General features: G+C 73.4%; 18 protein-coding genes and 1 tRNA gene. 16 read left to right on the plus strand and 3 right to left on the minus strand.

Annotated elements, in window-relative coordinates; all coding sequences use genetic code 11:
* Positions 1–42: 42 nt before the first annotated feature.
* Positions 43–2,799, plus strand: coding sequence for a type I DNA topoisomerase (gene topA / locus D4B81_RS03745; protein ID WP_122261167.1), 2,757 nt, complete (start codon positions 43–45; stop codon positions 2,797–2,799).
* A 269-nt stretch (positions 2,800–3,068) separates the two neighbouring features.
* On the opposite strand, the gene D4B81_RS03750 is transcribed toward topA, so the two are convergent.
* Positions 3,069–4,238 carry a trans-sulfuration enzyme family protein gene (locus D4B81_RS03750; protein ID WP_122261168.1) on the minus strand — a complete coding sequence of 390 codons (1,170 nt, stop codon included), beginning with the start codon at positions 4,236–4,238 and terminating at the stop codon, positions 3,069–3,071.
* A gap of 100 nt (positions 4,239–4,338) precedes the next feature.
* Between D4B81_RS03750 and D4B81_RS03755 the strand changes: the two genes are divergently transcribed.
* The 6 genes from D4B81_RS03755 (at position 4,339) to D4B81_RS03780 (ending at position 9,466) form a co-directional block, all read left to right on the plus strand.
* Positions 4,339–4,851 carry an Lrp/AsnC family transcriptional regulator gene (locus D4B81_RS03755; RefSeq protein WP_122261169.1) on the plus strand — a complete coding sequence of 171 codons (513 nt, stop codon included), beginning with the start codon at positions 4,339–4,341 and terminating at the stop codon, positions 4,849–4,851.
* Positions 4,852–4,903: 52 nt separating this feature from the next.
* Positions 4,904–5,674, plus strand: coding sequence for a MerR family transcriptional regulator (locus D4B81_RS03760; protein ID WP_097188538.1), 771 nt, complete (start codon positions 4,904–4,906; stop codon positions 5,672–5,674).
* Between the two features lie 58 nt (positions 5,675–5,732).
* Entirely contained in the window at positions 5,733–6,437 is a 705-nt protein-coding gene (tmk, locus tag D4B81_RS03765) for a dTMP kinase (RefSeq protein ID WP_122261170.1), read from the plus strand.
* A complete protein-coding gene (locus tag D4B81_RS03770) occupies positions 6,434–7,651 on the plus strand; it encodes a DNA polymerase III subunit delta' (RefSeq protein ID WP_122261171.1) in 1,218 nt (405 codons plus the stop codon). The genes tmk and D4B81_RS03770 overlap by 4 nt, the downstream gene beginning before the upstream one ends.
* A 24-nt stretch (positions 7,652–7,675) precedes the next feature.
* Positions 7,676–9,319 carry an alpha/beta hydrolase gene (locus D4B81_RS03775; RefSeq protein ID WP_237565800.1) on the plus strand — a complete coding sequence of 548 codons (1,644 nt, stop codon included), beginning with the start codon at positions 7,676–7,678 and terminating at the stop codon, positions 9,317–9,319.
* Positions 9,320–9,392: 73 nt separating this feature from the next.
* A tRNA-Thr gene (locus D4B81_RS03780) sits at positions 9,393–9,466 on the plus strand.
* Between the two features lie 72 nt (positions 9,467–9,538).
* Here D4B81_RS03780 and D4B81_RS03785 read toward each other — a convergent pair.
* Both D4B81_RS03785 and D4B81_RS03790 read right to left on the minus strand, forming a co-directional pair.
* Positions 9,539–11,086, minus strand: a complete 1,548-nt coding sequence (locus D4B81_RS03785) for a DUF3352 domain-containing protein (protein ID WP_122261172.1) — start codon at positions 11,084–11,086, stop codon at positions 9,539–9,541.
* 203 nt (positions 11,087–11,289) lie between these two features.
* Positions 11,290–11,817, minus strand: coding sequence for an inorganic diphosphatase (locus tag D4B81_RS03790; RefSeq protein WP_097188443.1), 528 nt, complete (start codon positions 11,815–11,817; stop codon positions 11,290–11,292).
* 46 nt (positions 11,818–11,863) lie between these two features.
* Between D4B81_RS03790 and D4B81_RS03795 the strand changes: the two genes are divergently transcribed.
* From D4B81_RS03795 to D4B81_RS03835, 9 genes are all read left to right on the plus strand, one after another.
* Positions 11,864–13,426 (plus strand): D-alanyl-D-alanine carboxypeptidase/D-alanyl-D-alanine-endopeptidase, encoded by a 1,563-nt coding sequence (locus D4B81_RS03795; protein WP_161964978.1) that lies wholly within the window; start codon positions 11,864–11,866, stop codon positions 13,424–13,426.
* Positions 13,427–13,546: 120 nt separating this feature from the next.
* The gene (locus tag D4B81_RS03800; RefSeq protein WP_122261174.1) at positions 13,547–14,692 is read left to right on the plus strand and encodes a zinc-dependent metalloprotease; all 1,146 of its coding nucleotides are present in this window, start codon (positions 13,547–13,549) and stop codon (positions 14,690–14,692) included.
* Between the two features lie 4 nt (positions 14,693–14,696).
* Positions 14,697–15,782, plus strand: coding sequence for a tRNA lysidine(34) synthetase TilS (gene tilS / locus D4B81_RS03805; RefSeq protein ID WP_122261175.1), 1,086 nt, complete (start codon positions 14,697–14,699; stop codon positions 15,780–15,782).
* Positions 15,783–15,796: 14 nt separating this feature from the next.
* The gene (gene hpt, locus D4B81_RS03810; protein ID WP_122261176.1) at positions 15,797–16,348 is read left to right on the plus strand and encodes a hypoxanthine phosphoribosyltransferase; all 552 of its coding nucleotides are present in this window, start codon (positions 15,797–15,799) and stop codon (positions 16,346–16,348) included.
* Between the two features lie 134 nt (positions 16,349–16,482).
* A complete protein-coding gene (ftsH, locus tag D4B81_RS03815; protein ID WP_419866232.1) occupies positions 16,483–18,522 on the plus strand; it encodes an ATP-dependent zinc metalloprotease FtsH in 2,040 nt (679 codons plus the stop codon).
* A 70-nt stretch (positions 18,523–18,592) separates the two neighbouring features.
* Positions 18,593–19,165, plus strand: coding sequence for a GTP cyclohydrolase I FolE (gene folE / locus D4B81_RS03820; RefSeq protein WP_237565827.1), 573 nt, complete (start codon positions 18,593–18,595; stop codon positions 19,163–19,165).
* Between the two features lie 21 nt (positions 19,166–19,186).
* Positions 19,187–20,047 (plus strand): dihydropteroate synthase, encoded by an 861-nt coding sequence (gene folP, locus D4B81_RS03825; protein WP_237565801.1) that lies wholly within the window; start codon positions 19,187–19,189, stop codon positions 20,045–20,047.
* Positions 20,031–20,948, plus strand: a complete 918-nt coding sequence (gene folB, locus D4B81_RS03830) for a dihydroneopterin aldolase (RefSeq protein WP_122261179.1) — start codon at positions 20,031–20,033, stop codon at positions 20,946–20,948. The genes folP and folB overlap by 17 nt, the downstream gene beginning before the upstream one ends.
* Complete coding sequence (locus D4B81_RS03835; protein ID WP_097188452.1) at positions 20,945–21,439, plus strand: DUF3180 domain-containing protein; 495 nt, start codon at positions 20,945–20,947, stop codon at positions 21,437–21,439. Before folB ends, D4B81_RS03835 begins: the two co-directional genes overlap by 4 nt.
* Positions 21,440–21,441 lie beyond the last annotated feature (2 nt).

Consider the following 21,441-nt stretch of genomic DNA (forward strand, 5'->3'; position numbering starts at 1 on the left):
TGACGAATCCGCGGCACGCGGAGCCTGCGAAGGAGTTTTCCCGTGGCAGCAGGACACAAGCTGGTGATCGTCGAGTCGCCGGCCAAGGCGAAGAAGATCGGCGAGTTCCTCGGCAAGGACTTCGTGGTCGACGCGAGCGTGGGGCACATCCGCGACCTGCCCAACCCCTCGGAGCTGCCTCCGGAGATGAAGAAGGGGCCCTTCGGCAAGTTCGCCATCGACGTGGACGGCGGCTTCGAGCCCTACTACGTCGTCGACGCCGACAAGAAGAAGAAGGTCAGCGAGCTGCGCCGCGCGCTCAAGGACGCCGACGAGCTCTTCCTGGCCACCGACGAGGACCGCGAGGGCGAGGCGATCGCCTGGCACCTGCTCGAGGTGCTCCAGCCCAAGGTCCCGGTCCGGCGGATGGTCTTCCACGAGATCACCAAGGAGGCGATCCAGCGCGCCGTGCACGACACCCGGGAGCTGGACACCGACCTGGTCGACGCCCAGGAGACGCGCCGCGTGCTCGACCGGCTCTACGGCTACGAGGTCTCGCCGGTGCTGTGGCGCAAGGTCAAGCAGGGCCTCTCCGCGGGGCGGGTGCAGTCGGTCGCCACCCGGATGGTCGTCGAGCGGGAGCGGGAGCGGATGGCGTTCCGCTCCGCGTCCTACTGGGACGTGGAGGGGGACTTCGCGCAGGCGGGTGCGGGTGCGTCCGCGAGCGAGTCGTTCACCGCCCGGCTCAGCGCGCTCGACGGGAGCCGGGTCGCGACCGGTCGCGACTTCGCCGACGACGGGACGCTGCGCACCGCGCAGACCGTGCACCTCGACGCATCTGGCGCCCAGGCGGTCGCCGACGGGACGCGCCAGGCGGACGTCGTCGTCAGCGAGGTCAACGAGAAGCCCTACACCCGACGCCCGTCCGCGCCGTTCACCACCTCCACGCTGCAGCAGGAGGCCTCGCGCAAGCTGCGGATGAACAGCCAGACCACGATGCGCACGGCGCAGCGGCTCTACGAGAACGGCTACATCACCTACATGCGGACCGACTCGACGACGCTGTCGAGCTCGGCGGTGAGCGCGGCGCGCTCGCAGGCCCGGGACATGTACGGCGCGGAGTACGTGCCGGACAGCCCGCGCACCTACGGCAAGAAGAGCAAGAACGCGCAGGAGGCGCACGAGGCGGTGCGCCCGGCGGGTGACCGCTTCCGGACCCCGGCCCAGGTGGCCGGGGAGCTGCGGGGCCAGGAGTATGCCCTCTACGAGCTGGTCTGGAAGCGCACCGTCGCCTCGCAGATGGCCGACGCCAAGGGCTCGACGGCCACGGTGAAGGTGAGCGCCTCGCTGCCCGAGGGGGTGCGCGGGGGGAACGGGACGTCATACCGGACCGCGGAGTTCTCCGCCTCGGGCACGGTGATCACCTTCCGCGGGTTCCTCGCGGCCTACGAGGAGGGGCGCGACGAGAGCCGGTTCGGCTCCGACGACGACGCCGAGGGCGTGGGTCGGCGGCTGCCGCGGCTGAGCACGGGCGTGGCCCTGGAGACCTTGCGGGCCGAGGCCCGGGGGCACCAGACCAGCCCGCCGGCGCGCTACACCGAGGCCACGCTGGTCAAGGCGTTGGAGGAGAAGGGGATCGGGCGGCCGTCGACGTATGCCGCGACCGTCGGCACGATCCAGGACCGCGGCTACGTGCGTACGAAGGGCTCGGCGCTGGTCCCGACGTGGCTGGCGTTCGCGGTGACGCAGCTGCTGGAGCGGCACTTCCCGACGCTGGTCGACTACGACTTCACGGCGTCGATGGAGGAGGACCTGGACCGGATCGCGAGCGGGGACCTGCAACGGGTCGCCTGGCTGCGCCGGTTCTACTTCGGCGACAGCGCGCAGTCGGTCGAGGGGCTGCGCGACCTCGTCCAGGACCTGGGCGACATCGACGCCCGGGCCGTCTCGACCATCCCGATCGGGGACGGCGTCGTGGTGCGCGTGGGTCGGTACGGTCCCTACGTCGAGGTCGAGGGCGGCGAGGACGGAGAGCCCCGGCGTGCGACGGTGAACGACGACGTGGCCCCGGACGAGATGACCCCGGAGAAGGCGCGCGAGCTGCTGGAGGCCGCGGCCGACGACGGGCGGGTCCTGGGGACCGACCCGGGCACGGGGCACGAGGTGGTCGCGCGGGCCGGTCGGTACGGGCCCTACGTGACCGAGGTGCTGCCCGAGACGGACGAGCCGCCCAAGCGGGGTGCGAAGAAGGTCAAGCCGCGAACCGGGTCGCTGTTCCAGGGCATGGACCTGGCGACGATCGACCTCGAGACGGCGCTGCGGCTGATGTCGCTGCCGCGCGTCGTCGGCGTGGACCCGGCGTCGGGCGAGGAGATCACCGCGCAGAACGGCCGCTACGGGCCGTACCTGAAGAAGGGGACCGACTCACGCTCGCTGGAGACCGAGACGCAGATCTTCGAGGTGACGCTGGAGCAGGCGCTGGCGATCTACGCGCAGCCCAAGCAGCGCGGGCGGGCGGCGGCCAAGCCCCCGCTGAAGGAGTTCGGCGACGACCCGGTGTCGGGCCGGAAGGTCGTGGTCAAGGAGGGCCGGTTCGGCCCCTACGTGACCGACGGCGAGACCAACGCCACCCTCCGCAAGGGTGACGAGCCGGAGGAGCTGAACGAGGAGCGTGCCTTCGAGCTGCTCGCCGAGAAGCGCGCGAAGGGCCCGACGACCCGCAAGCGCGCCGCGAAGAAGACGACGGCCAAGAAGACGACGGCCAAGAAGACGACGGCCAAGAAGGCCCCCGCGAGGAAGACGACGGCGAAGCAGGCCTGAGGCACGCGCGGCTGCCCGGCCCCCAGCGGACCGTCTCGCCGATCGAGAGCCCCGTGGTGCAGCCGGCACCCGACCCTGGCGGTGGTGTGTGAGTCAGGCATATCCGAACTCACACCACAGATCGCGGTCGCGAGTCACGGCTGGCCGCCATCTCGCGACCGGGTTCTGTCGTGTGAGTTCGATTGATCCGACTCACCTGACAGAATGCGGTCGCGAGAGCGCGGACAGGTGATGGGGGAGGTTCGCGAGAGGCTGGCGAACCGCGCGAGTCAGCGGGTGAGGGCCTGTCGCAGGTCGCTGATGACGTCCTCGGGCGACTCGAGGCCGACCGAGAGGCGCAGGAGGCCGGCGCCGGGCCTGGCGTCGCCGACCACCGGTCGGTGGGTCAGCGCGGCGGGGTGCTGGATGAGCGAGTCGACACCGCCCAGCGAGACCGCGTGCGTGATGAGCCCGCACGCGCCCGCCACGTGCGCGGCCCGCTCGTAGGAGCCCAGGTCGAAGGCCAGCACCGCCCCCGGGCCGCTCATCTGGGAGCCGACCAGCCCCTCCGGGTCGCGACCCTCGAGCCCCGGGTAGTAGACCTGCTCGACGTCGGCGTGGTCGGCCAGCCAGTGCGCGACGACCTGGGCCGAGTCCTGCTGCGCGCCCACGCGGACCGGCAGGGTCTGCAGGCCCCGGTGGGCGAGGTAGGCCGAGAGCGGGTGCAGGTTGCCCCCGGTGATGGCCCGCACCGGCCGGATCCGCGAGGCCAGCTCCTCGGACGTCGCCACCACCCCGCCCAGGACGTCGCCGTGCCCGGCCAGGAACTTCGTCACCGAGTGCAGGACCATGCTGGCCCCCAGCTCGAGAGGGCGCTGGAGCACCGGGGTGGCGAAGGTGTTGTCGACGAGCACCGGCACGTCCCCGGCCCGCGCGACGAGCGCCCGCAGGTCGACGAGGTCGAGGGTGGGGTTGGCCGGGGTCTCCACGAGGACCAGCCCGGTGTCCGCGGCGACCGCGTCGGCGACCCCCTCCGCGTCCGTCCAGGTGACCCTCGTGCCGAGCAACCCGGTGGCGAGGAGGTGGTCGCTGCCGCCGTAGAGCGGGCGGACCGCGACCACGTGCGGCCGTCCCGCCGCGACGCAGCTGAGCAGGGTCGCGGACAGGGCCGCCATCCCGGAGGCGAACGCGACCGCGGCCTGGGCCCCCTCGAGGCTGGCCAGCGCCTCCTCGAAGCGGGCCACCGTCGGGTTCCACAGCCGCTGGTAGACCGCGGACTGGCCCTCCTGGCGGGCCCCGCCGCCCGCCATCCACTCGTAGGCCGCCCCGCCCGCCTCGACGTCGGGCAACGGGTAGGTGCTCGACAGGTCGATCGGCGGCACGTGCACGCCCAGCGCGGTCAGATCGGCACGTCCTGCGTGCACAGCCCGGGTTTCCACGGTGAATCGCTCGACGTCCATGGTCATATCGTGCAGATATTGCGTCAGAAGATCAAGATGGCCGAAGCATTTCCAGGAACCCCCCGGGGAGTCCGGGCGGGGCACGTCATACCCTGTCCCCGTGCCGAAGAATCCTCGTGACGACAAGCCCCTCGACCCCACGGACCTGACCCTGGTCCGCCTCCTCGAGCAGGACGGGCGCATGTCCAACGCCATGCTCGCCCGCGAGGTCGGCATCGCCGAGTCGACCTGCCTGGTGCGCGTCCGGTCCCTCCGGGAGCGAGGGGTGGTCCGCGGCATCCACGCCGACATCGACCCCGTGGCGGTCGGCCGCCCTGTCGAGGCGATGATCGCGGTCCGCTTCGGAGGGCACCGGCGCAGCCACTTCGAGCAGTTCACCCAGGAGGTCCCCGAGCTGCCCGGCGTCATCGGCGCCTACCACGTCTCGGGGGCCATCGACTACTTCGTCCACGTGGCGACCGAGTCGGCCGACGCGCTGCGTGACTTCGTCCTCGACCACCTCACCAACCGTCCGGGTGTCCTGCACGCCGAGACCGCGCTGATCTTCGAGTCGCTGCGCGGCCGGGGCACCCTGACCCGCGACGCCATAGACCCCTCCCGGCCCTCGGCTTGACCCTCACGGGACGTGAGGCACCAGAGTCGGGGATGTGACCACGAGCCAGCTGATGACTGACGACCTGCTGACGGTGGGCCAGGTGGCCGACCACCTCGGCGTGACGGTGCGCACCCTGCACCACTACGACGAGATCGGCCTGGTCGTGCCCTCCGCTCGCAGCCGGGCGGGGTACCGCCTCTACACCGAGGCCGACCTGCTCCGGCTGCAGCACGTCGTCGTCTACCGCCGGCTCGGACTCCCGCTCGAGGAGATCGGGACGATCCTGGCGGACGGCGCCGACAGCGACACGGTGGTGGAGCACCTGCGCCGGCAGCGGGAGGCGGTCACGCACCGGGTCGCCGAGCTCACCGAGCTCGTGACGGCCATCGACCGAGCCCTGGAGGCAGAGATGAACGACTACGCGATCAGCCGCGAGGAGCAGCGGGAGCTGTTCGGCGACGGCTTCGACGACGGCTACGCGGCCGAGGCGGAGGAGCGCTGGGGCGACACCGACGCCTGGGCCCAGTCGCAGCAGCGCGCGAAGAGCTACCGCAAGGAACAGTGGCAGCAGATCAAGGAGGAGGGTGACGCGGTCAACGCCCGGTTCGTCGAGCTGATGGACGCCGGCGTCGACGCCGGGTCCGAGCAGGCGATGGACGCCGCCGAGGCGGCACGGCAGCAGATCTGCACGTGGTTCTACGACTGCCCCCGCCCGATGCACGCCGCCATCGCCGAGATGTACGTGACCGACCCGCGGTTCACCAAGACCTACGAGGACGTCGCCCCGGGTCTGGCGCAGTACGTCCGGGACGCGGTCGTCGCCAACGCCGGCCGCGGCTGAGCCTGGCGCGTCCACAGGAGGCACGGGAGCGTCATACCGGTCACGTAGTCTTCCTGTCGTGACTGAGCCGACCCCGCCCCAGGCCGCCGCGCGCGGCGTGGGGCGGGGTCTGTTCGTCGCCTTCGAGGGTGGTGACGGGGCCGGCAAGTCCACGCAGTCCGGGCTGCTGGGGGCCTGGTTGGAGGCGCGGGGGTATGCCGTGCGCCGCACCCGGGAGCCGGGCGGCACCGGGCTCGGCCGCCAGATCCGCGACCTGCTGCTCCACGGGGAGGACGGCTCGGTGAGCCCGCGGGCCGAGGCGCTGCTGTTCGCCGCGGACCGCGCCCACCACGTCGCCTCCCTGGTCAGGCCCGCGCTGGAGCGGGGAGAGGTCGTGCTGACCGACCGCTATCTCGACTCCTCGGTGGCCTACCAGGGGGCGGCCCGCCAGCTCGGGCACGACGAGGTCCGGCAGCTGTCCCTGTGGGCGGTCGAGGCGCTGGTGCCCGACCTGACCGTGCTGCTCGACGTGCCCGCGGGGGTGGGCCGCGAGCGCCGTGGTGACGTCCACGACCGGCTCGAGCGGGAGGCCGACGCGTTTCACGACCGGGTCCGGGCCGGGTTCCTGCACCTCGCGGACCGCGACCCGGGCCGGTACCTCGTGCTCGACGCCACCCTTCCGGCCGACCAGCTGGCCGGGGCGGTGCGCGAGCGGCTGCTGCCGCTGCTGGAGCGGCTCCTCGCGACTGCGCCGGGGGGCACCACTGGGCGGGGCGCGTCATGAGCGTCTTCGACCAGCTCGTCGGCCAGGACCGTGTCGTCCGCACGCTGCTTCAGACGCTCACCACCCCCGGGGCCATGACGCACGCCTGGCTGGTCACCGGGCCGCCCGGGTCGGGGCGCTCCGTCGCGGCCCGGGCCTTCGCCGCGGCGCTCCAGTGCGACCGCGCGGACGACCCCGGCTGCGGCAGGTGCGAGGCGTGCCGGCTCGTCCTGGCGGGCAGCCATCCCGACGTGCGCATCGTCGACACCGAGCAGACGTTCATCAAGGTGGAGGAGGCCCGCCAGCTCGTCGTGGAGGCCCAGGCCCGGCCGAGCCTCGGTCGGTGGCGCGTCGTCGTCGTCGAGGACGCGGACCGCCTCAACGACCACTCGGCCAACACCCTGCTGAAGTCGCTGGAGGAACCGACCCCGCGCACCGTCTGGATGCTGTGCGCGCCGTCCCTGGAGGACGTCCTGGTCACCATCCGCTCGCGGTGCCGGCACCTTCGTCTGGGCACCCCCTCGGTGACCGCCGTGGCTGACCTGCTCATCGAGCGGGACGGCGTCGACCCGGCGATGGCGCACTACGCCGCCCGCGCCGCGCAGAGCCACATCGGGATCGCCCGGCGGCTGGCGACCCAGGAGCACGCGCGCAACCGGCGGCGCGAGATCACCTCCATCCCGCTCCAGCTCAGCGGCGTCGGAGCGGCGCTGGGGGCCGCGCAGGACCTCGTCACCGAGGCCGGCGAGGGGGCCAGGGCGGCCTCCGACGACTACGCCGAGCAGGAGCGCCGCACCCTGCTGGGTCAGCTGGGTGCCGACCCGGCCGCCCGCGTCCAGCCCCCGTCGGTGCGGACCCACCTCAAGCGTCTCGACGACCGGTTGCGGGCCGAGTCCCGCCGCCAGCAGCACGACAGCATCGACGCCGCCCTCACCGACCTCGCGTCGGTCTACCGGGACGCCCTGCTCGTGGCCACCGGCTCCCAGGTGGAGCTGGTCAACTCCAGCGAGCCGGAGCAGATCGGCCGGCTCGCGCGTTCGTTCTCGCAGGAGGGGCTGCTCCAGGCGCTGGAGACGATCGGTCTGGCCCGCCAGCGACTCATCGCCAACGGTGCACCGTTGCTCGTCCTGGAGGCCATGATGATCGGTCTCGTCCTGCCCGGTCCGTCCCCCTCGGGGGTCGGACGCGGGCCGTCCGGGGGCGTGGGAGGCTCCCGCGGCGGCCCCTACTCCTGATCCACCAGAAGGGACCCACCCACCGTGGCCACACTGCATACCCGCCGCCGGGGAGACCGCCCCGGTGCCGACCGCCCGTCGCGGCTGGTCCCGGGCCTCGTCGCGCTCAGTCTGCTCGCGGGGTGCTCGGGCGGTCAGGGAGCCCCCGACGCGACCTCCGTGGAGCCGTCGGCCGGGGGCGGGAGCAGCCCCGACGCGACCTCAGGGTCGGCGGACGGGGCGGCCGGCGAGACGTCGGACGGGACCTCCGCGCCGGCCCCGGTGGACGCCCCCGAGGGGCTCGAGGACTTCTACGGCCAGGAGCTGGGGTGGACCTCCTGCGAGAGCCTCTTCGAGTGCGCGACCGTCACGGTCCCGATCGACTACGCCGATCCCGGGGGCGGGACGATCGAGATCGCCGTCCTCCGCGCCCCCGCCAGGGGGGAGGGCCAGGGGTCCCTCCTGGTCAACCCGGGTGGCCCGGGCGCCAGCGGGGTCGACTACGCGATGTCCGCCGGCGCGGTGTTCTCCGAGGAGGTGCGGCGGGCCTACGACGTCGTGGGTTTCGACCCGCGGGGGGTCGGGCGGTCGGCTCCGGTCAACTGCGTCAGCGACGCGGAGCTGGACGTCTACCTGGGGCACGACACGACACCTGACGACGAGGCCGAGCGGGACCGACAGGAGGAGGTCCTGCGCGGCTTCGCGGAGGGCTGCCTCGAGAACGCGCCGGACCTGGCGCCGCACCTGTCGACGGTCGAGGCGGCGCGTGACATGGACGTCCTGCGCAGCGCGCTCGGGGAGGAGACCGTGACCTACGTCGGCGCCTCCTACGGCACCTACCTCGGCACCATCTACGCCAACCTCTTCCCCGACCGCGTCGGACGGTTCGTGCTCGACGGCGCGATGGACCCGACCCTGGAGGGCGAGGAGGTCGGGAGGGGACAGGCGGCCGGCTTCGAGCGGGCGACCCGGGCGTATGTCGAGGACTGCGTCGCCCAGGGGGGCTGCCCCCTCGGCGCCGACGTCGAGTCGGCGATGGCGCGGATCCCCGCCTTCCTCGACGAGCTCGACGCGCAGCCGCTGCCGGTGCAGGGGGACACGGTCACCGAGCTGACCGAGGGGTGGGCGTTCTACGGGATCGCCGTGGCGATGTACGACCAGACGGCCTGGCCCATCCTCAGCCAGGCCTTCGAGGCGGCCTTCGCCGGCAACGGGACCCTGCTGATGTTCCTCGCCAACGCCTACGCCCGGCGCGGCAGTGACGGCAGCTACTCCTCGAACATGATGGAGGCGTTCCAGGCCATCGGCTGCCTGGTGCCGGAGAGCGCCGAGACGGAGGAGAAGCCCGTGGCGGAGCGCGTCGCGGAGTTCTCCGAGGTGGCACCGACCTGGGGCCGCTACTTCGGGGCGGTCAGCGTGTGCGAGTACTGGGAGGTCAGCGGTTCGGAGGAGCCCGAGGACTACTCCGCGCCGGGCGCGGCGCCCATCGTCGTGATCGGCACCACCCGCGACCCCGCCACGCCGTACGAGTGGGCCGAGGGGCTCGCCGAGGTCCTCGAGTCAGGGGTCCTCATCAGCTACGACGGCGACGGGCACACGGCCTACGGTCGCTCCAACGACTGCGTCGACGACGCGGTCGACGCCTACCTGCTGGAGGGGACCGTCCCGCAGGACGGGCTGCGCTGCTGACCGGCGCCCGCGTTTGGGAGCCCCCGCGGGCATCGGGTATCCTCGCGGGGGTTGTCTGCCGGGCAGGCAGCACGCCGCCTTAGCTCAGTCGGCTAGAGCGATTCACTCGTAATGAATAGGTCACCGGTTCGATTCCGGTAGGCGGCTCCGAGCGCACGAACGCCCCAGGTCCTCGCGGACCTGGGGCGTTCATCGTGCGGGCGCCGGTCGCTCAGTTGCTCACTCGTCGGCGATGAGACGCAGCGTGAACCGGCTCTCGTCGGCGCCGGTGACGACCGTCGACCACCCCACCGCGGCCAGCCGCTCCAGGGCGGTCCGGGCGTCCTCGTCCTCGATCTCGGCCAGGTAGTCCTCCTCGAAGGCGTTGGCGTCGACGAAGAGGACCTGGTCGGCCTCGTCGGCGTCGGCGACCGCACCGGTGAACCTGGCGTCGTCGCCGAGGCGACCCTCGGGGGAGGCGACGGAGTCGACATACCCCTGCGAGACACCGAGGGTCAGCACGCCCTCGTCGGTGCGCTGGCGCACGAGCAGGGACGGCACCCCGGCGTCCGTGAGCAGCGACTGGACCGCGGCGGTGTCGGTCTCGGCACGGTAGGCGACCGGGAGCTGGGGCAGGGCGAGCGTCTCGCCGCTCATCTCCTGGATCGCGTCGACGAGACCGGGACCCACGGCGATCGTCATGGAGTCGCCGAGCACGGCCTGGAGGTCGTCCGGCAGGGTGAAGCCCCGCTCCGCCGCGTCGTCCGTCACCCCCTGGACGAGGTCTGCGTCGATGCCGGAGGTGAGGTCCCAGACCGACTGCACCCAGTCCGCGCCGTTCTCCAGGGAGAGGGCCGCGGCGGTGTCCGCCGGGAGGTCCAGGACCAGCTGCGAGCTGTCCCCGGTCGGCATCGCGAACGCCTCGTTCCCGTGGGCGATGCCGTGGATCTCGATCGCGTCCGGGCTGAGGCGCAGGGCACCGGCGGTGCGGCCGGAGACGATCGCCCGATGCTCGTCGGTGAGTCCCTCGGTCATCGCCGTGCCCGGGGCGCCGAGGGCGGCGGCCCCGCGGAGCGCTGCGTCCTCGAGGCCGGCGGCCCGCTCCATGTCGACCCAGAAGGACGCGACACCGGCGTCCCCGAGGTCGGCCATGTCCTGGGCGTAGGCGTCGTGATCGTCGAGCGTGCCCTGCTCCGCCGCCGCCCGGACGAGGTCGAGCTGCTCGGTGCGGGCCAGGACGACGTAGTTCCCGTCGAGGTAGTAGTCGAACTGGTCCTCGCCCGCGCTGTCGGCCCGGACGCGGTCCAGGGTCGCCAGCGCGGCCTCACCGTCACTGACCTGCAGCGCGACGGCGACGAGGGGCTCCTCCTCGCCGTTCGGGACGATCGCGACCCCGGCCCGGTCACCCAGCCAGGGCTCGATGTCGCTCTCGTAGTCGAGGTCGCCGGGGACGTCACCGTCCTGCGCCAGCTTCTCCCAGACGTACTCGCGCCACTCGCCGGACTCCAGACGGGCCTGTGCCTCCGGGTCCAGGCCCTGGAAGAAGCGCACGGCCGCGACCTTGGTGCCGAGGGAGGGGTCGACGTCGACGCGGACGTAGGCCGCGGCGCTGGCGGGTAGCACGGAGTCCGGCTGCGCACCGTCGGTCCCGAGGAACTGGACCGCGGCGTACGCCCCGCCGCCGATGAGGACCGCGGCGCCCACACCCAGACCCACCATCAGCAGGCCCCGCCCGCCACGCCCGGGCTCCGTCACGTCTCCGCCCGGCTGCTCCACGACTGTGCTCATCGTCGCTTCCCCTGTTCTGGCGGGCACGGATCCCGCCCTCGCGGGCCGCTCGTCGCCGGCGACCCTGCTCCCGAGACTAGACGCGCAACCTGAGAATCAGGTGTGCCTGCCCGGAGCATGGACGACGCCCCGGACCGATCGGTTCCGGGGCGTCGCACCTGTCCTGTGTCCGCGGCCGGCGAGATGTTGCTGCCGGCCGACGGTCAGTGGTGACCCTGGTGCGGCATCGGCCACCGGGCGGTGGTGACGCCCGCGTCCTTGGCGCGCTGGACGGCCTCGAGATAGCACCGCTCCGACTCCTCGCGTCCGGCCCAGTGCGCCCCCTCGACCGACTTGCCGGGCTCCAGGTCCTTGTAGACCTCGAAGAAGTGCTGGATCTCGAGCCGGGTGTGCTCGCCGATGTGCTCGAGGTCGCGGATGCCGCCCTTGCGGGGGTCGTCGGCGGGGACGCAGATGATCTTGTCGTCGCCACCGGCCTCGTCCCGCATGTGGAACATGCCGATCGGGCGGACCGCGACCAGGCAGCCCGGCCAGGTCGGCTCGTCCAGGAGCACCAGCGCGTCCAGCGGGTCCCCGTCCTCGCCGAGCGTCTCCTCGATGTAGCCGTAGTCGGCCGGGTAGCGGGTGGCGGTGAACAGCATGCGGTCGAGACGGATGCGTCCGGTCGCGTGGTCGACCTCGTACTTGTTGCGGCTGCCCTGCGGGATCTCGATCGTCACGTCGAACTGCATGTGGGGGCTCTTTCTCGTCGGGGAGCGGCGTTAGGCTCTGGGGCCAGTGTCCCCCATCCCCGTCGATCCCCGGAAGGGAGGTCAGCGCAGCGTGGTGCCCGAGCCGGCCCGCCGGAGACGTCCGGGGCCCTCCAGGTATGCCGTCGCACCGGTCTGCCTGCTCATCCTCCTGCTCGCGGGGTCGCCCGGCGCCGCCGGTGCGGCCCCGGCAGGGCCGCACGACGCGGGCGCGACGTCGACGGGCGCGACCGTCCCCACCCCCGACGACGCGGCGGTGACGACGGACGCCCCCGCCGCCCCGACCACCCAGGCGGAGGCCCGGCCCAGGATCCGGGGGCTCGCGACCCCGCTGGGGCAGGTCGCCGACGGGGTGCTGCCCACCCGCGACTCGCTCAGCGCGGCGGTCTCGGACGAGCTGGCCAGCGACTGGCTCGGTCCCGAGGACCGCAGGGCGGTGACCATACGGGACGCGATGACGGGTGAGCACCTCGCCGACCGCAACGCCGACCTGCTCGTGACGCCGGCGTCGACGACGAAGATCCTGGCGGCCGCCGCGGTCGTGCAGGGCCTGCCGCCCGGTCGGACGTTCACCACGCGGGTGGTCGCCGGAACGACGCCCCAGGACGTGGTGCTGGTCGCCGGCGGCGACATGCTGCTGGCGCGCGGCGAGGGGGACCCGGAGCAGGTTGCCGGGAGGCTCGGCGCTGCCGACCTCGCGGCACGGACGGCGCGGTCCCTGCAGGACCAGGGCGTCACCGGGCCCGTCACGGTGCACCTCGACCTCGACCACGTCGCCGGTCCGGACGTCCTCGACTCGTGGACCGACTTCTGGGTCAGCGAGGGCTACACGGGCAGGGTGGTCCAGCTCGGGCTGGCCGAGGACATCGCCCTCCCGCAGGCCCCGTCCCCCGCCGACCCGCCGCAGGAGGTGGCCCGGGCCTTCCGGGACGCCCTCGTGAGAGCCGGCGTGGAGGTGAGCGGCGAGGAGGAGGCCGACGTCGAGGTGGTCAGCGCCGTCGAGGGTGCGGCGGAGCTGGCCTCCGGCGAGTCCGCACCCGTCCGCGACGTGCTGGCGCTGGCCCTGGCCACCAGCGACAACGCCATGGTGGAGCAGCTGGCCCGCCAGGCCGCCGCCGAGGAGGGGGTGGCGACGGACCGCGCCAGCGTCACCGGCTGGATCCGCGACACCGTCCAGGAGGCCTACGGGGTCGACCTCACCGGGGCCGAGATCGCCGACGCGAGCGGCCTCTCGGACGGGACGCGCATCCCGGTGAGCGCCGTCGCCGACGTGCTCGTCGCGGGGGCCGACGGTCAGCACCCCGCACTCCAGGAGGTCCTCGCGGCCGGCGGCCTGCCGATCGCCGGCTACACCGGCACCCTCGCCACCCGCTTCCACCTGCCCGTGCACGCCGCCGGCGTCGGCAACGCCCGCGCCAAGACCGGGTCGCTGCCCAACGTCACCTCGCTCGCGGGCACGGTGGTCACCGCGGAGGGGCGTCTCCTCGTGTTCGCGATGACGGCCGACCGGATCGGCGAGGACGGGGCCGTCCTCGAGGCGCGCTCGGCGCTCGACGAGGTCGTCGCCCAGCTGGCCCGCTGCGGCTGCTGACCGCCCTCGGCCGGAGGCCCCCTCCGGTCGGTCCCGTCCCGCCCCGAACCGCCGGCCGCCGGGCTCCGGGCGCCGGGCGTGCATTGCGCGCGGGGGAGGGGGACGGCATACCGTCGGGGTATGACGCAGACGCCCGCCCCGGAGGACACCGCCCCGCCCGCCCCGACCGCTGACGGTCTGCGCGGCAGCGACCTGGTCGACTGGGACTTCGCCGCCGCCGCCGCGAGCCGTCTCGTGCCGCCGGGTCCCCGGACCGTGCGAGGGGAGGTGGAGGAGCTGGTCGCCGAGCTGCGGCAGGCCGCCGGTACCGCGGTCGAGCCGGTCGCCTCCACCGCCCGGATGAGCACCCCGCCGGGCACCCCGGCAGCCCTGGTCGTCGACCGGGCGGGGTGGATCCGCGCCAACGCCGTCTCCATGGGCGCGATGCTCGGACCGGTCCTCGACGAGGTCGTCGGACGCAAGCGCGCCGCCGACGAGGCGCGCGCCCGGTCCCGGGGGAAGGAGGCGGCCCAGGTCGGCCCGACCGCCCAGCGGGTCGGGTCCACCATCACCGGCACCGAGGTCGCCGGGTTGCTCTCCTGGATGTCCACGAAGGTGCTCGGCCAGTACGACCTCGCCCCGCAGGGGACCCCCCGCCTGATGTTCGTCGCCCCCAACATCCTCACCGCGGAGCGCGAGCTGGACGTCGTGCCCCGCGACTTCCGGCTCTGGGTCGCGATGCACGAGGAGACCCACCGGGTGCAGTTCACCGCCGTCCCCTGGCTGCGCGACCACCTCATCGCCAGGGCGCGCGCCGTCGGCACCGAGGTGATGCCCGAGCCGGACCAGATGCAGCAGCGCCTCAAGGAGATCGTCACCCAGCTGCCCGGCGTGCTGCGCGGCGACACCGACATCACCCAGGTCCTGGCCACGCCGGAGCAGCGCGAGCACCTTGCCGAGATCACCGCGGTGATGTCGCTGCTCGAGGGCCACGCCGACGTGGTCATGGACGAGGTCGGCCCCAGGGTGATCCCCACGGTCCAGGAGATCCGGGCGCGGTTCACCGAGCGCCGCAAGGGTGCCGGGAACGTCGACAAGATCCTGCGCCGCCTGCTGGGCATGGAGGCCAAGATGCGGCAGTACCGCGACGGCGCCGTCTTCGTCCGGGCCGTCACCGACCAGGTCGGGGTCGACGGGTTCAACCAGGTCTGGACCTCGCCCGAGACCCTGCCCCGACCCGCCGAGATCGCCGACCCGCAGGCCTGGGTCGCCCGCGTCCACGGCTGACCCGGTGCCCGGGCCGCCGGCCGCCGTGGCCCACGTCCGCCACGCCGTGCGTCGGGCGCTGGTCGCCGCGGACCTCGCCGGTGCCCGGACCTGGCTGCCGGGCACGCCGCCCGACGCCCAGGCCCCCCTCGTGCTCGTCGCCTGCTCCGGCGGCGCCGACTCCCTCGCGCTCGCCGCGGGGACCGCCTTCGTCGCCCCCCGGCTCGGCCTCAGGGCGGGCGCCGTGGTCGTCGACCACGGGCTCCAGCGGGGCTCCGCCCAGGTCGCCGTGGACGCCGCGGTCCGGTGCCGCGACCTCGGGCTGGACCCCGTCGAGGTGGTCCCGGTGACCGTGGCTCCCTCGGACGGGGGGGTCGAGGGCGCGGCCAGGGACGCGAGGTATGCCGCGCTCACGGCCCGGGCGGCCGCGCTCGGCGCGGTCGCGGTGCTGGTCGGGCACACGCTCGACGACCAGGCCGAGCAGGTGCTGCTCGGCCTCGCCCGGGGCTCCGGCGCCCGCTCGCTGGCGGGGATGCCGGCACGGCGTCGCCTCGGTGACGAGGGTCGCGCGATGCTGCTGCGGCCCCTCCTCGGCACCCCCCGCGCCCGGACCCGGCAGGCCTGCGCCGACCTGGGGCTGCCCGCCTGGGAGGACCCGCACAACGACGACCCCCGCTTCACCCGGGTCCGCGTGCGACGCGCGCTGGCCGACCTCGAGGCCGACCTCGGGCCCGGCCTCGCGGCCGCCCTGGTCCGCAGCGCCGACCTGCTCCGCGACGACGCCGACGCGCTCGAGGCGGTGAGCGCGACGGCATACCTGGAGCTGGGGGACACGCCCTGGCAGGTGTCGGAGCTGGGCCGTCTGCCCCGCGCCGTCCGCACCCGCCTGTGGCGGCGACTGGCGCTGGCGGCCGGCAGCCCGGGCACGGACCTGACGGCCCAGCACCTGCTCGCCGTCGACGACCTCGTGATGGGGTGGCGGGGGCAGGGAGAGGTGCACCTGCCCGGCGGGCTGCGCGCCGGACGCCGGGAGGGCCGGGTGTGGCTCGGCCGGGCCGACCCGAGCACAATGGCGGGTGACCCCGCCGCGGGGCCCGACCCGACCAGCTGACACTAGGAGCGCGCGTGGACGCCGAGCACATGGGTGCCGACCTCGAGGACGTCCTCTACACGGAGGAGCAGATCCAGGAGCGGCTCGCCGAGCTGGCCGCCCAGGTCTGGGCGGACTACCGCGACAAGGACGTCCTGCTCGTCGGGGTGCTCAGGGGGGCGGTGATGGTGATGGCCGACTTCGCGCGCGCGCTGCCCGGGTCGGCGGAGATGGACTGGATGGCGGTGAGCAGCTACGGCTCGGGCACCAAGTCCAGCGGGGTGGTGCGGATCCTCAAGGACCTCGACACCGACATCTCCGACCGTCACGTGCTCATCGTCGAGGACATCATCGACTCGGGACTGACGCTGAGCTGGATCCGGACCAACCTCCAGTCCCGCGGGCCAGCGTCGGTCGAGATCTGCACCCTGCTGCGCAAGCCCGAGGCGGCCAAGGTCGAGATCGACGTGCGCTACGTGGGGTTCGAGATCCCGAACGCCTTCGTCGTGGGCTACGGCCTCGACTACGCGGAGAGGTACCGCAACCTGCGGGTCATCGGCACGCTGGCCCGGCACGTCTACAGTTGACGGACCCCGGTTCACCGCCGACCTGGGTGGAACACGACATCTTCGCCGAGCGTTGTCGGCAGGAGACCTAGCCAGACACACCGATCAGGAGGAGCGGGGCGCCACGGCGACGTGACGCCCCCGACGCGCCAGACATGAGCAATGCCAAGACGGGCCGGCCCCGCCCCAAGCCCAGTCCGTGGATGTGGATCTTCCTCTTCCTCGGCCTGGGCATCCTGTGGTTCTCGCTGCTGAACCCCAGCCCCTACAGCCGCATCGACACCGCCGACGCGCTGCGCCTGATCACCGAGGACAAGGTCGCCGAGGCGACGATCACCGACGACCGGATGGACCTCACCCTCAAGGAGGGTGAGACGTTCAGCTCCGACGACGTGCGCGAGACCAGCGAGGTCCAGGCCTACTACGTCAGCGCGCGCGGCCCGGCCGTCATCGAGACGCTCGAGGAGCACCCGCCGAGCGAGGGGTGGACCGACGACACGTCCGGCCCCAACTTCTTCGTCTCGATCCTCGCGAACTTCCTGCCGCTGCTGCTCATCCTGGCCCTGTTCCTGTGGCTGATGACCCGCATGCAGGGCGGGGGCCGCGGCGTCATGCAGTTCGGCAAGTCGAAGGCCAAGCTGGCGACCAAGGACATGCCGAAGGTGACCTTCGCCGACGTGGCCGGCGCCGACGAGGCCGTCGAGGAGCTGGAGGAGATCAAGGAGTTCCTCGCCGAGCCGCGCAAGTTCCTCGAGGTCGGCGCCAAGATCCCCAAGGGCGTGCTGCTCTACGGCCCCCCCGGCACCGGCAAGACCCTCCTCGCGCGGGCTGTCGCCGGCGAGGCGGGCGTCCCGTTCTACTCGATCTCCGGGTCCGACTTCGTGGAGATGTTCGTCGGCGTGGGCGCCTCGCGCGTCCGCGACCTGTTCGAGCAGGCCAAGGAGAACGCCCCGGCCATCATCTTCGTCGACGAGATCGACGCCGTCGGACGGCACCGCGGCGCGGGTCTGGGAGGCGGCCACGACGAGCGCGAGCAGACCCTCAACCAGCTGCTCGTCGAGATGGACGGCTTCGACGTCAAGACCAACGTCATCCTCATCGCGGCGACCAACCGCCCCGACATCCTGGACCCGGCGCTGCTGCGCCCGGGCCGCTTCGACCGGCAGATCGCCGTCGAGGCGCCGGACATGCTCGGCCGCCTGCACATCCTGCAGGTGCACGGCAAGGGCAAGCCGCTCGCGGACGTCGACCTCATGGCCATCGCCCGCCGCACCCCCGGGTTCTCCGGGGCGGACCTGGCCAACGTCCTCAACGAGGCTGCGCTGCTGGCCGCCCGCAAGAACGAGCGGGTCATCAACGACAGCGACCTCGACGAGGCGATCGACCGCGTGATGGCCGGCCCGCAGAAGCGGACCCGCGTGATGAGCGCCAAGGAGAAGAAGATCACCGCCTACCACGAGGGCGGTCACGCCCTCGTGGCGGCGGCGATGAACCACACCGACCCGGTCAGCAAGGTGACGATCCTGCCCCGCGGGCGGGCGCTGGGCTACACGATGGTGCTGCCCGCCGACGACAAGTACTCCACCACCCGCAACGAGCTGCTGGACCAGCTGGCCTACGCGCTCGGCGGCCGGGTCGCCGAGGAGCTCGTCTTCCACGACCCCACCACCGGTGCGGCCAACGACATCGAGAAGGCCACCGGCCTGGCCCGCAAGATGGTGACCCAGTTCGGGATGAGCGAGCGGGTGGGCGCGGTGAAGCTCGGCGCGGGCAGCGGCGAGGTCTTCCTCGGCCGCGACATGGGCCACGAGCGGGACTACTCCGAGAACCTCGCCGGCGTCGTCGACCAGGAGGTGCGCCGTCTCATCGAGGCCGCGCACGACGAGGCCTGGCACGCGCTGAACGACAACCGCGACGTCCTCGACGCCCTCGTCCTGGAGCTGCTCGACAAGGAGACGCTCAACGCTGACGCGATCGCCGCGATCTTCACCGACCTTCGCAAGCGTCCGGTCCGTCCGGTCTGGCTGTCCTCGGACGCCCGCACCATCCACGACTCCGGACCGGTCCTCACCGAGGCCGAGCGGCGCGCGCTGGCCAACGGGCACAACCCGCTGGCGGACGACGACGTGGAGCGGCCGGCCGCGAAGGTCATCGAGGTCCCGGATGGCGGACGTGTCGATCCCGGCCCCCTCTGACGAGGCTGCCCCGGACGAGGGTGAGGCCCCCGCCCCCGACGAGGGCGACGCCCCCGGAGGTCCGGCGCGGGTGGCGGTGGACCATGCCCGCATCGAGGCCGCCGTCCGCGAGCTGCTGCTCGCGGTCGGGGAGGACCCCGACCGGGACGGGCTGCTCGACACCCCGGCGCGGGTGGCCCGGTCCTACGCCGAGATCTTCTCCGGCCTGGGCCAGGACCCGGGCACCGTCCTCGGCACGACCTTCGACGTCGACCACGACGAGATGATCCTGGTCAAGGACATCGAGATGTTCAGCGTCTGCGAGCACCACCTCGTCCCCTTCCACGGCGTCGCCCACGTCGGATACATCCCCGGTCGGGACGGGCGGGTCGTCGGGCTGTCCAAGCTCGCCCGGCTCGTCGACGTCTTCGCCCGCCGACCCCAGGTGCAGGAGCGGCTGACCACCCAGATCGCCGACGCGCTCGAGGCGCACCTCGACCCGCGCGGCGTCATCGTCGTCGTCGAGGCGGAGCACCTGTGCATGTCGATGCGTGGCATCCGCCGGCCCGGCGCGCGCACCATCACCTCGACCGTGCGCGGCCAGCTGCGCAACCCCGCCACCCGCGCCGAGGCCATCACCCTCATGACCCGACCGAACCCCTGACCGTTGAGGCCGACGGCACCGATGCACCCGCTCACCCACGACCTGCTGGCCCCGGGCCCGACCCGCATCATGGGTGTCCTCAACGTCACCCCGGACAGCTTCAGCGACGGTGGTCGGTGGCTCGACCGCGATGCCGCCGTCGAGCACGGCCGACGCCTGGCCGGGCAGGGCGCTGACCTGGTCGACGTGGGTGGCGAGTCCACCCGCCCCGGCAGCGCCCGCACCTCGGAGCAGGAGGAGCTCGACCGGGTGGTCCCGGTCGTCGCGGAGCTCGCCGCCGACGGCATCGCCGTCTCCGTGGACACCATGCGCGCCTCCGTCGCCCGGGCGTGCCTCGAGGCGGGAGCCGCGATGGTCAACGACGTCTCGGGCGGCCTCGCGGACGACGCGATGCCGGGGGTGATGGTCGGCAGCGGCGCGCCGTTCGTCGCGATGCACTGGCGGGGCCTCCTCACCGACCCCCAGGAGCGGCCCGCCTACGACGACGTCGTCGAGGAGGTATGCCGCGAGCTCACCGAGCGCGCCGAGGCGCTGCTCCGCGCGGGGCTGGCGCGGGAGCAGGTGGTGGTGGACCCCGGCCTCGGCTTCTCCAAGGACGCGGCCCACAACTGGACCCTCCTGGCCTTCCTGGACCGGGTCGTGGCCCTCGGCCACCCCGTGCTCCTGGGTACCTCGCGCAAGCGCTTCCTCGGCCGGCTGGCCCGCCGCGGCGGGGAGCTCCCCGACGACCCCTCGACACCGACCGACCGGGACGCCGCCACCGCCGCCACCAGCCTCCTCGGGGCGCAGGCCGGGTGCTGGGCCGTACGCGTGCACGACGTCCCCTCGACCCGTGACGCCCTTGCGGTGTGGGAGATGGTGCGCCGTGCGCAGGACCGCTGAGACCGACGAGATCCGCCTGCTGGGGGTTGCCGCCCGCGGTCACCACGGCGTCCTCGAGCACGAGCGCCGGGACGGCCAGGACTTCGTCGTCGACGTCGTCCTGCAGGTCGACCTGGCGCCCGCCGGCCGCACCGACGAGCTGCGGCGGACGGTCAACTACGCCGAGGTCGCGGCCGAGGTGGTGGAGGTCGTCACCGGGCCCGCGCACGACCTCATCGAGACCGTCGCCGCGGACATCGCGGACCGGGTGCTGGCCCGCCCCCTGGTCGAGCAGGTCGAGGTGACCGTGCACAAGCCCCAGGCCCCCGTCGGCGTCCCGTTCGGCGACGTGCAGGTGGTCGTCCGCCGGACCAAGGACGTCCCCGTCGTCATCGCGCTCGGCGCCAACCTGGCCGGGACCGGGGGCACCGACCCGGACCGGACCGTCCGCGACGCGGCCCGCCGCCTGCACCGGGTGAGCGGTCTGCGCGCTGTCCGCGTGTCGCGGCTCTTCGTCACGGCACCGGTCGGCGGGGAGGCGGTCGTCGGCCAGCCCGACTACGTCAACGCCGTCGCGCTGGCCCGCACCCGGCTCGCCCCGGGCACCCTGCTCGCCCGGCTGCACCGGGTGGAGGCGGAGCACGGGCGCACCCGCGAGGTGCGCTGGGGGGCGCGCACGCTGGACCTCGACCTCGTGCAGTACGGCGACCCGCTCGCGGGTGCCGACGTCACCTCGACGGACCCCGAGCTGCTTCTCCCGCACCCCCGCGCCCACGAGCGCGCCTTCGTCCTCCGGCCGTGGCTCGACGTGGACCCCGAGGCCGCGCTGCGCGTGGGGGAGGGGGTCGCGAGGGTGCGCGACCTCATACCCTCCACGGCGGATCAACCGGTGCGCCTGCTCGACGAGGAGGTGGGCGGATGAGCTCGCTCGAGGGCGTCACCCCCGCGCGGGGGCTGCTCGTGGCCGTGCTCTCCGCGATGGCGAGCTGGCTGCTGCTGCAGCTGGTGCGCGTGCTCGGCGGGGGCTACCCCGTCATCTCCTGGCTCGGGCTCGTCCCGCTCCTCGCGGTGACCGTGCTGGTCCTGGCGATGAGCTGGCAGATCCGCCGCTACGTGCAGGGCAGCTCGCGGGTGCGCCCCAGCCCGCAGCGCGGGCGCGGCACGCTCGTCGGTGCCCAGGCCGCGGCGCTCGGCGGGGCGGCCCTGCTGGGGTGGTACCTCGCGAACGCCCTCGTCCACCTGCCGACCGTCGACGTGCCCAGCCACCGGGTCCAGCTGGTGTGGGGTCTCGTCCACGCCGGCGCGGCGGTGGCCCTGTCGGTCGCCGGCTTCGTCGGGCAGCACTGGTGCCGGATCCCGCCGGGTGACGACGAGGACGACGGCGTCCCGGACGGGGACCTCGCCTACGGCTGAGA

This window comes from Ornithinimicrobium cerasi (genome assembly GCF_003702705.1).
In the GTDB taxonomy this organism is placed as follows: Bacteria; Actinomycetota; Actinomycetes; order Actinomycetales; family Dermatophilaceae; genus Ornithinicoccus; species Ornithinicoccus cerasi.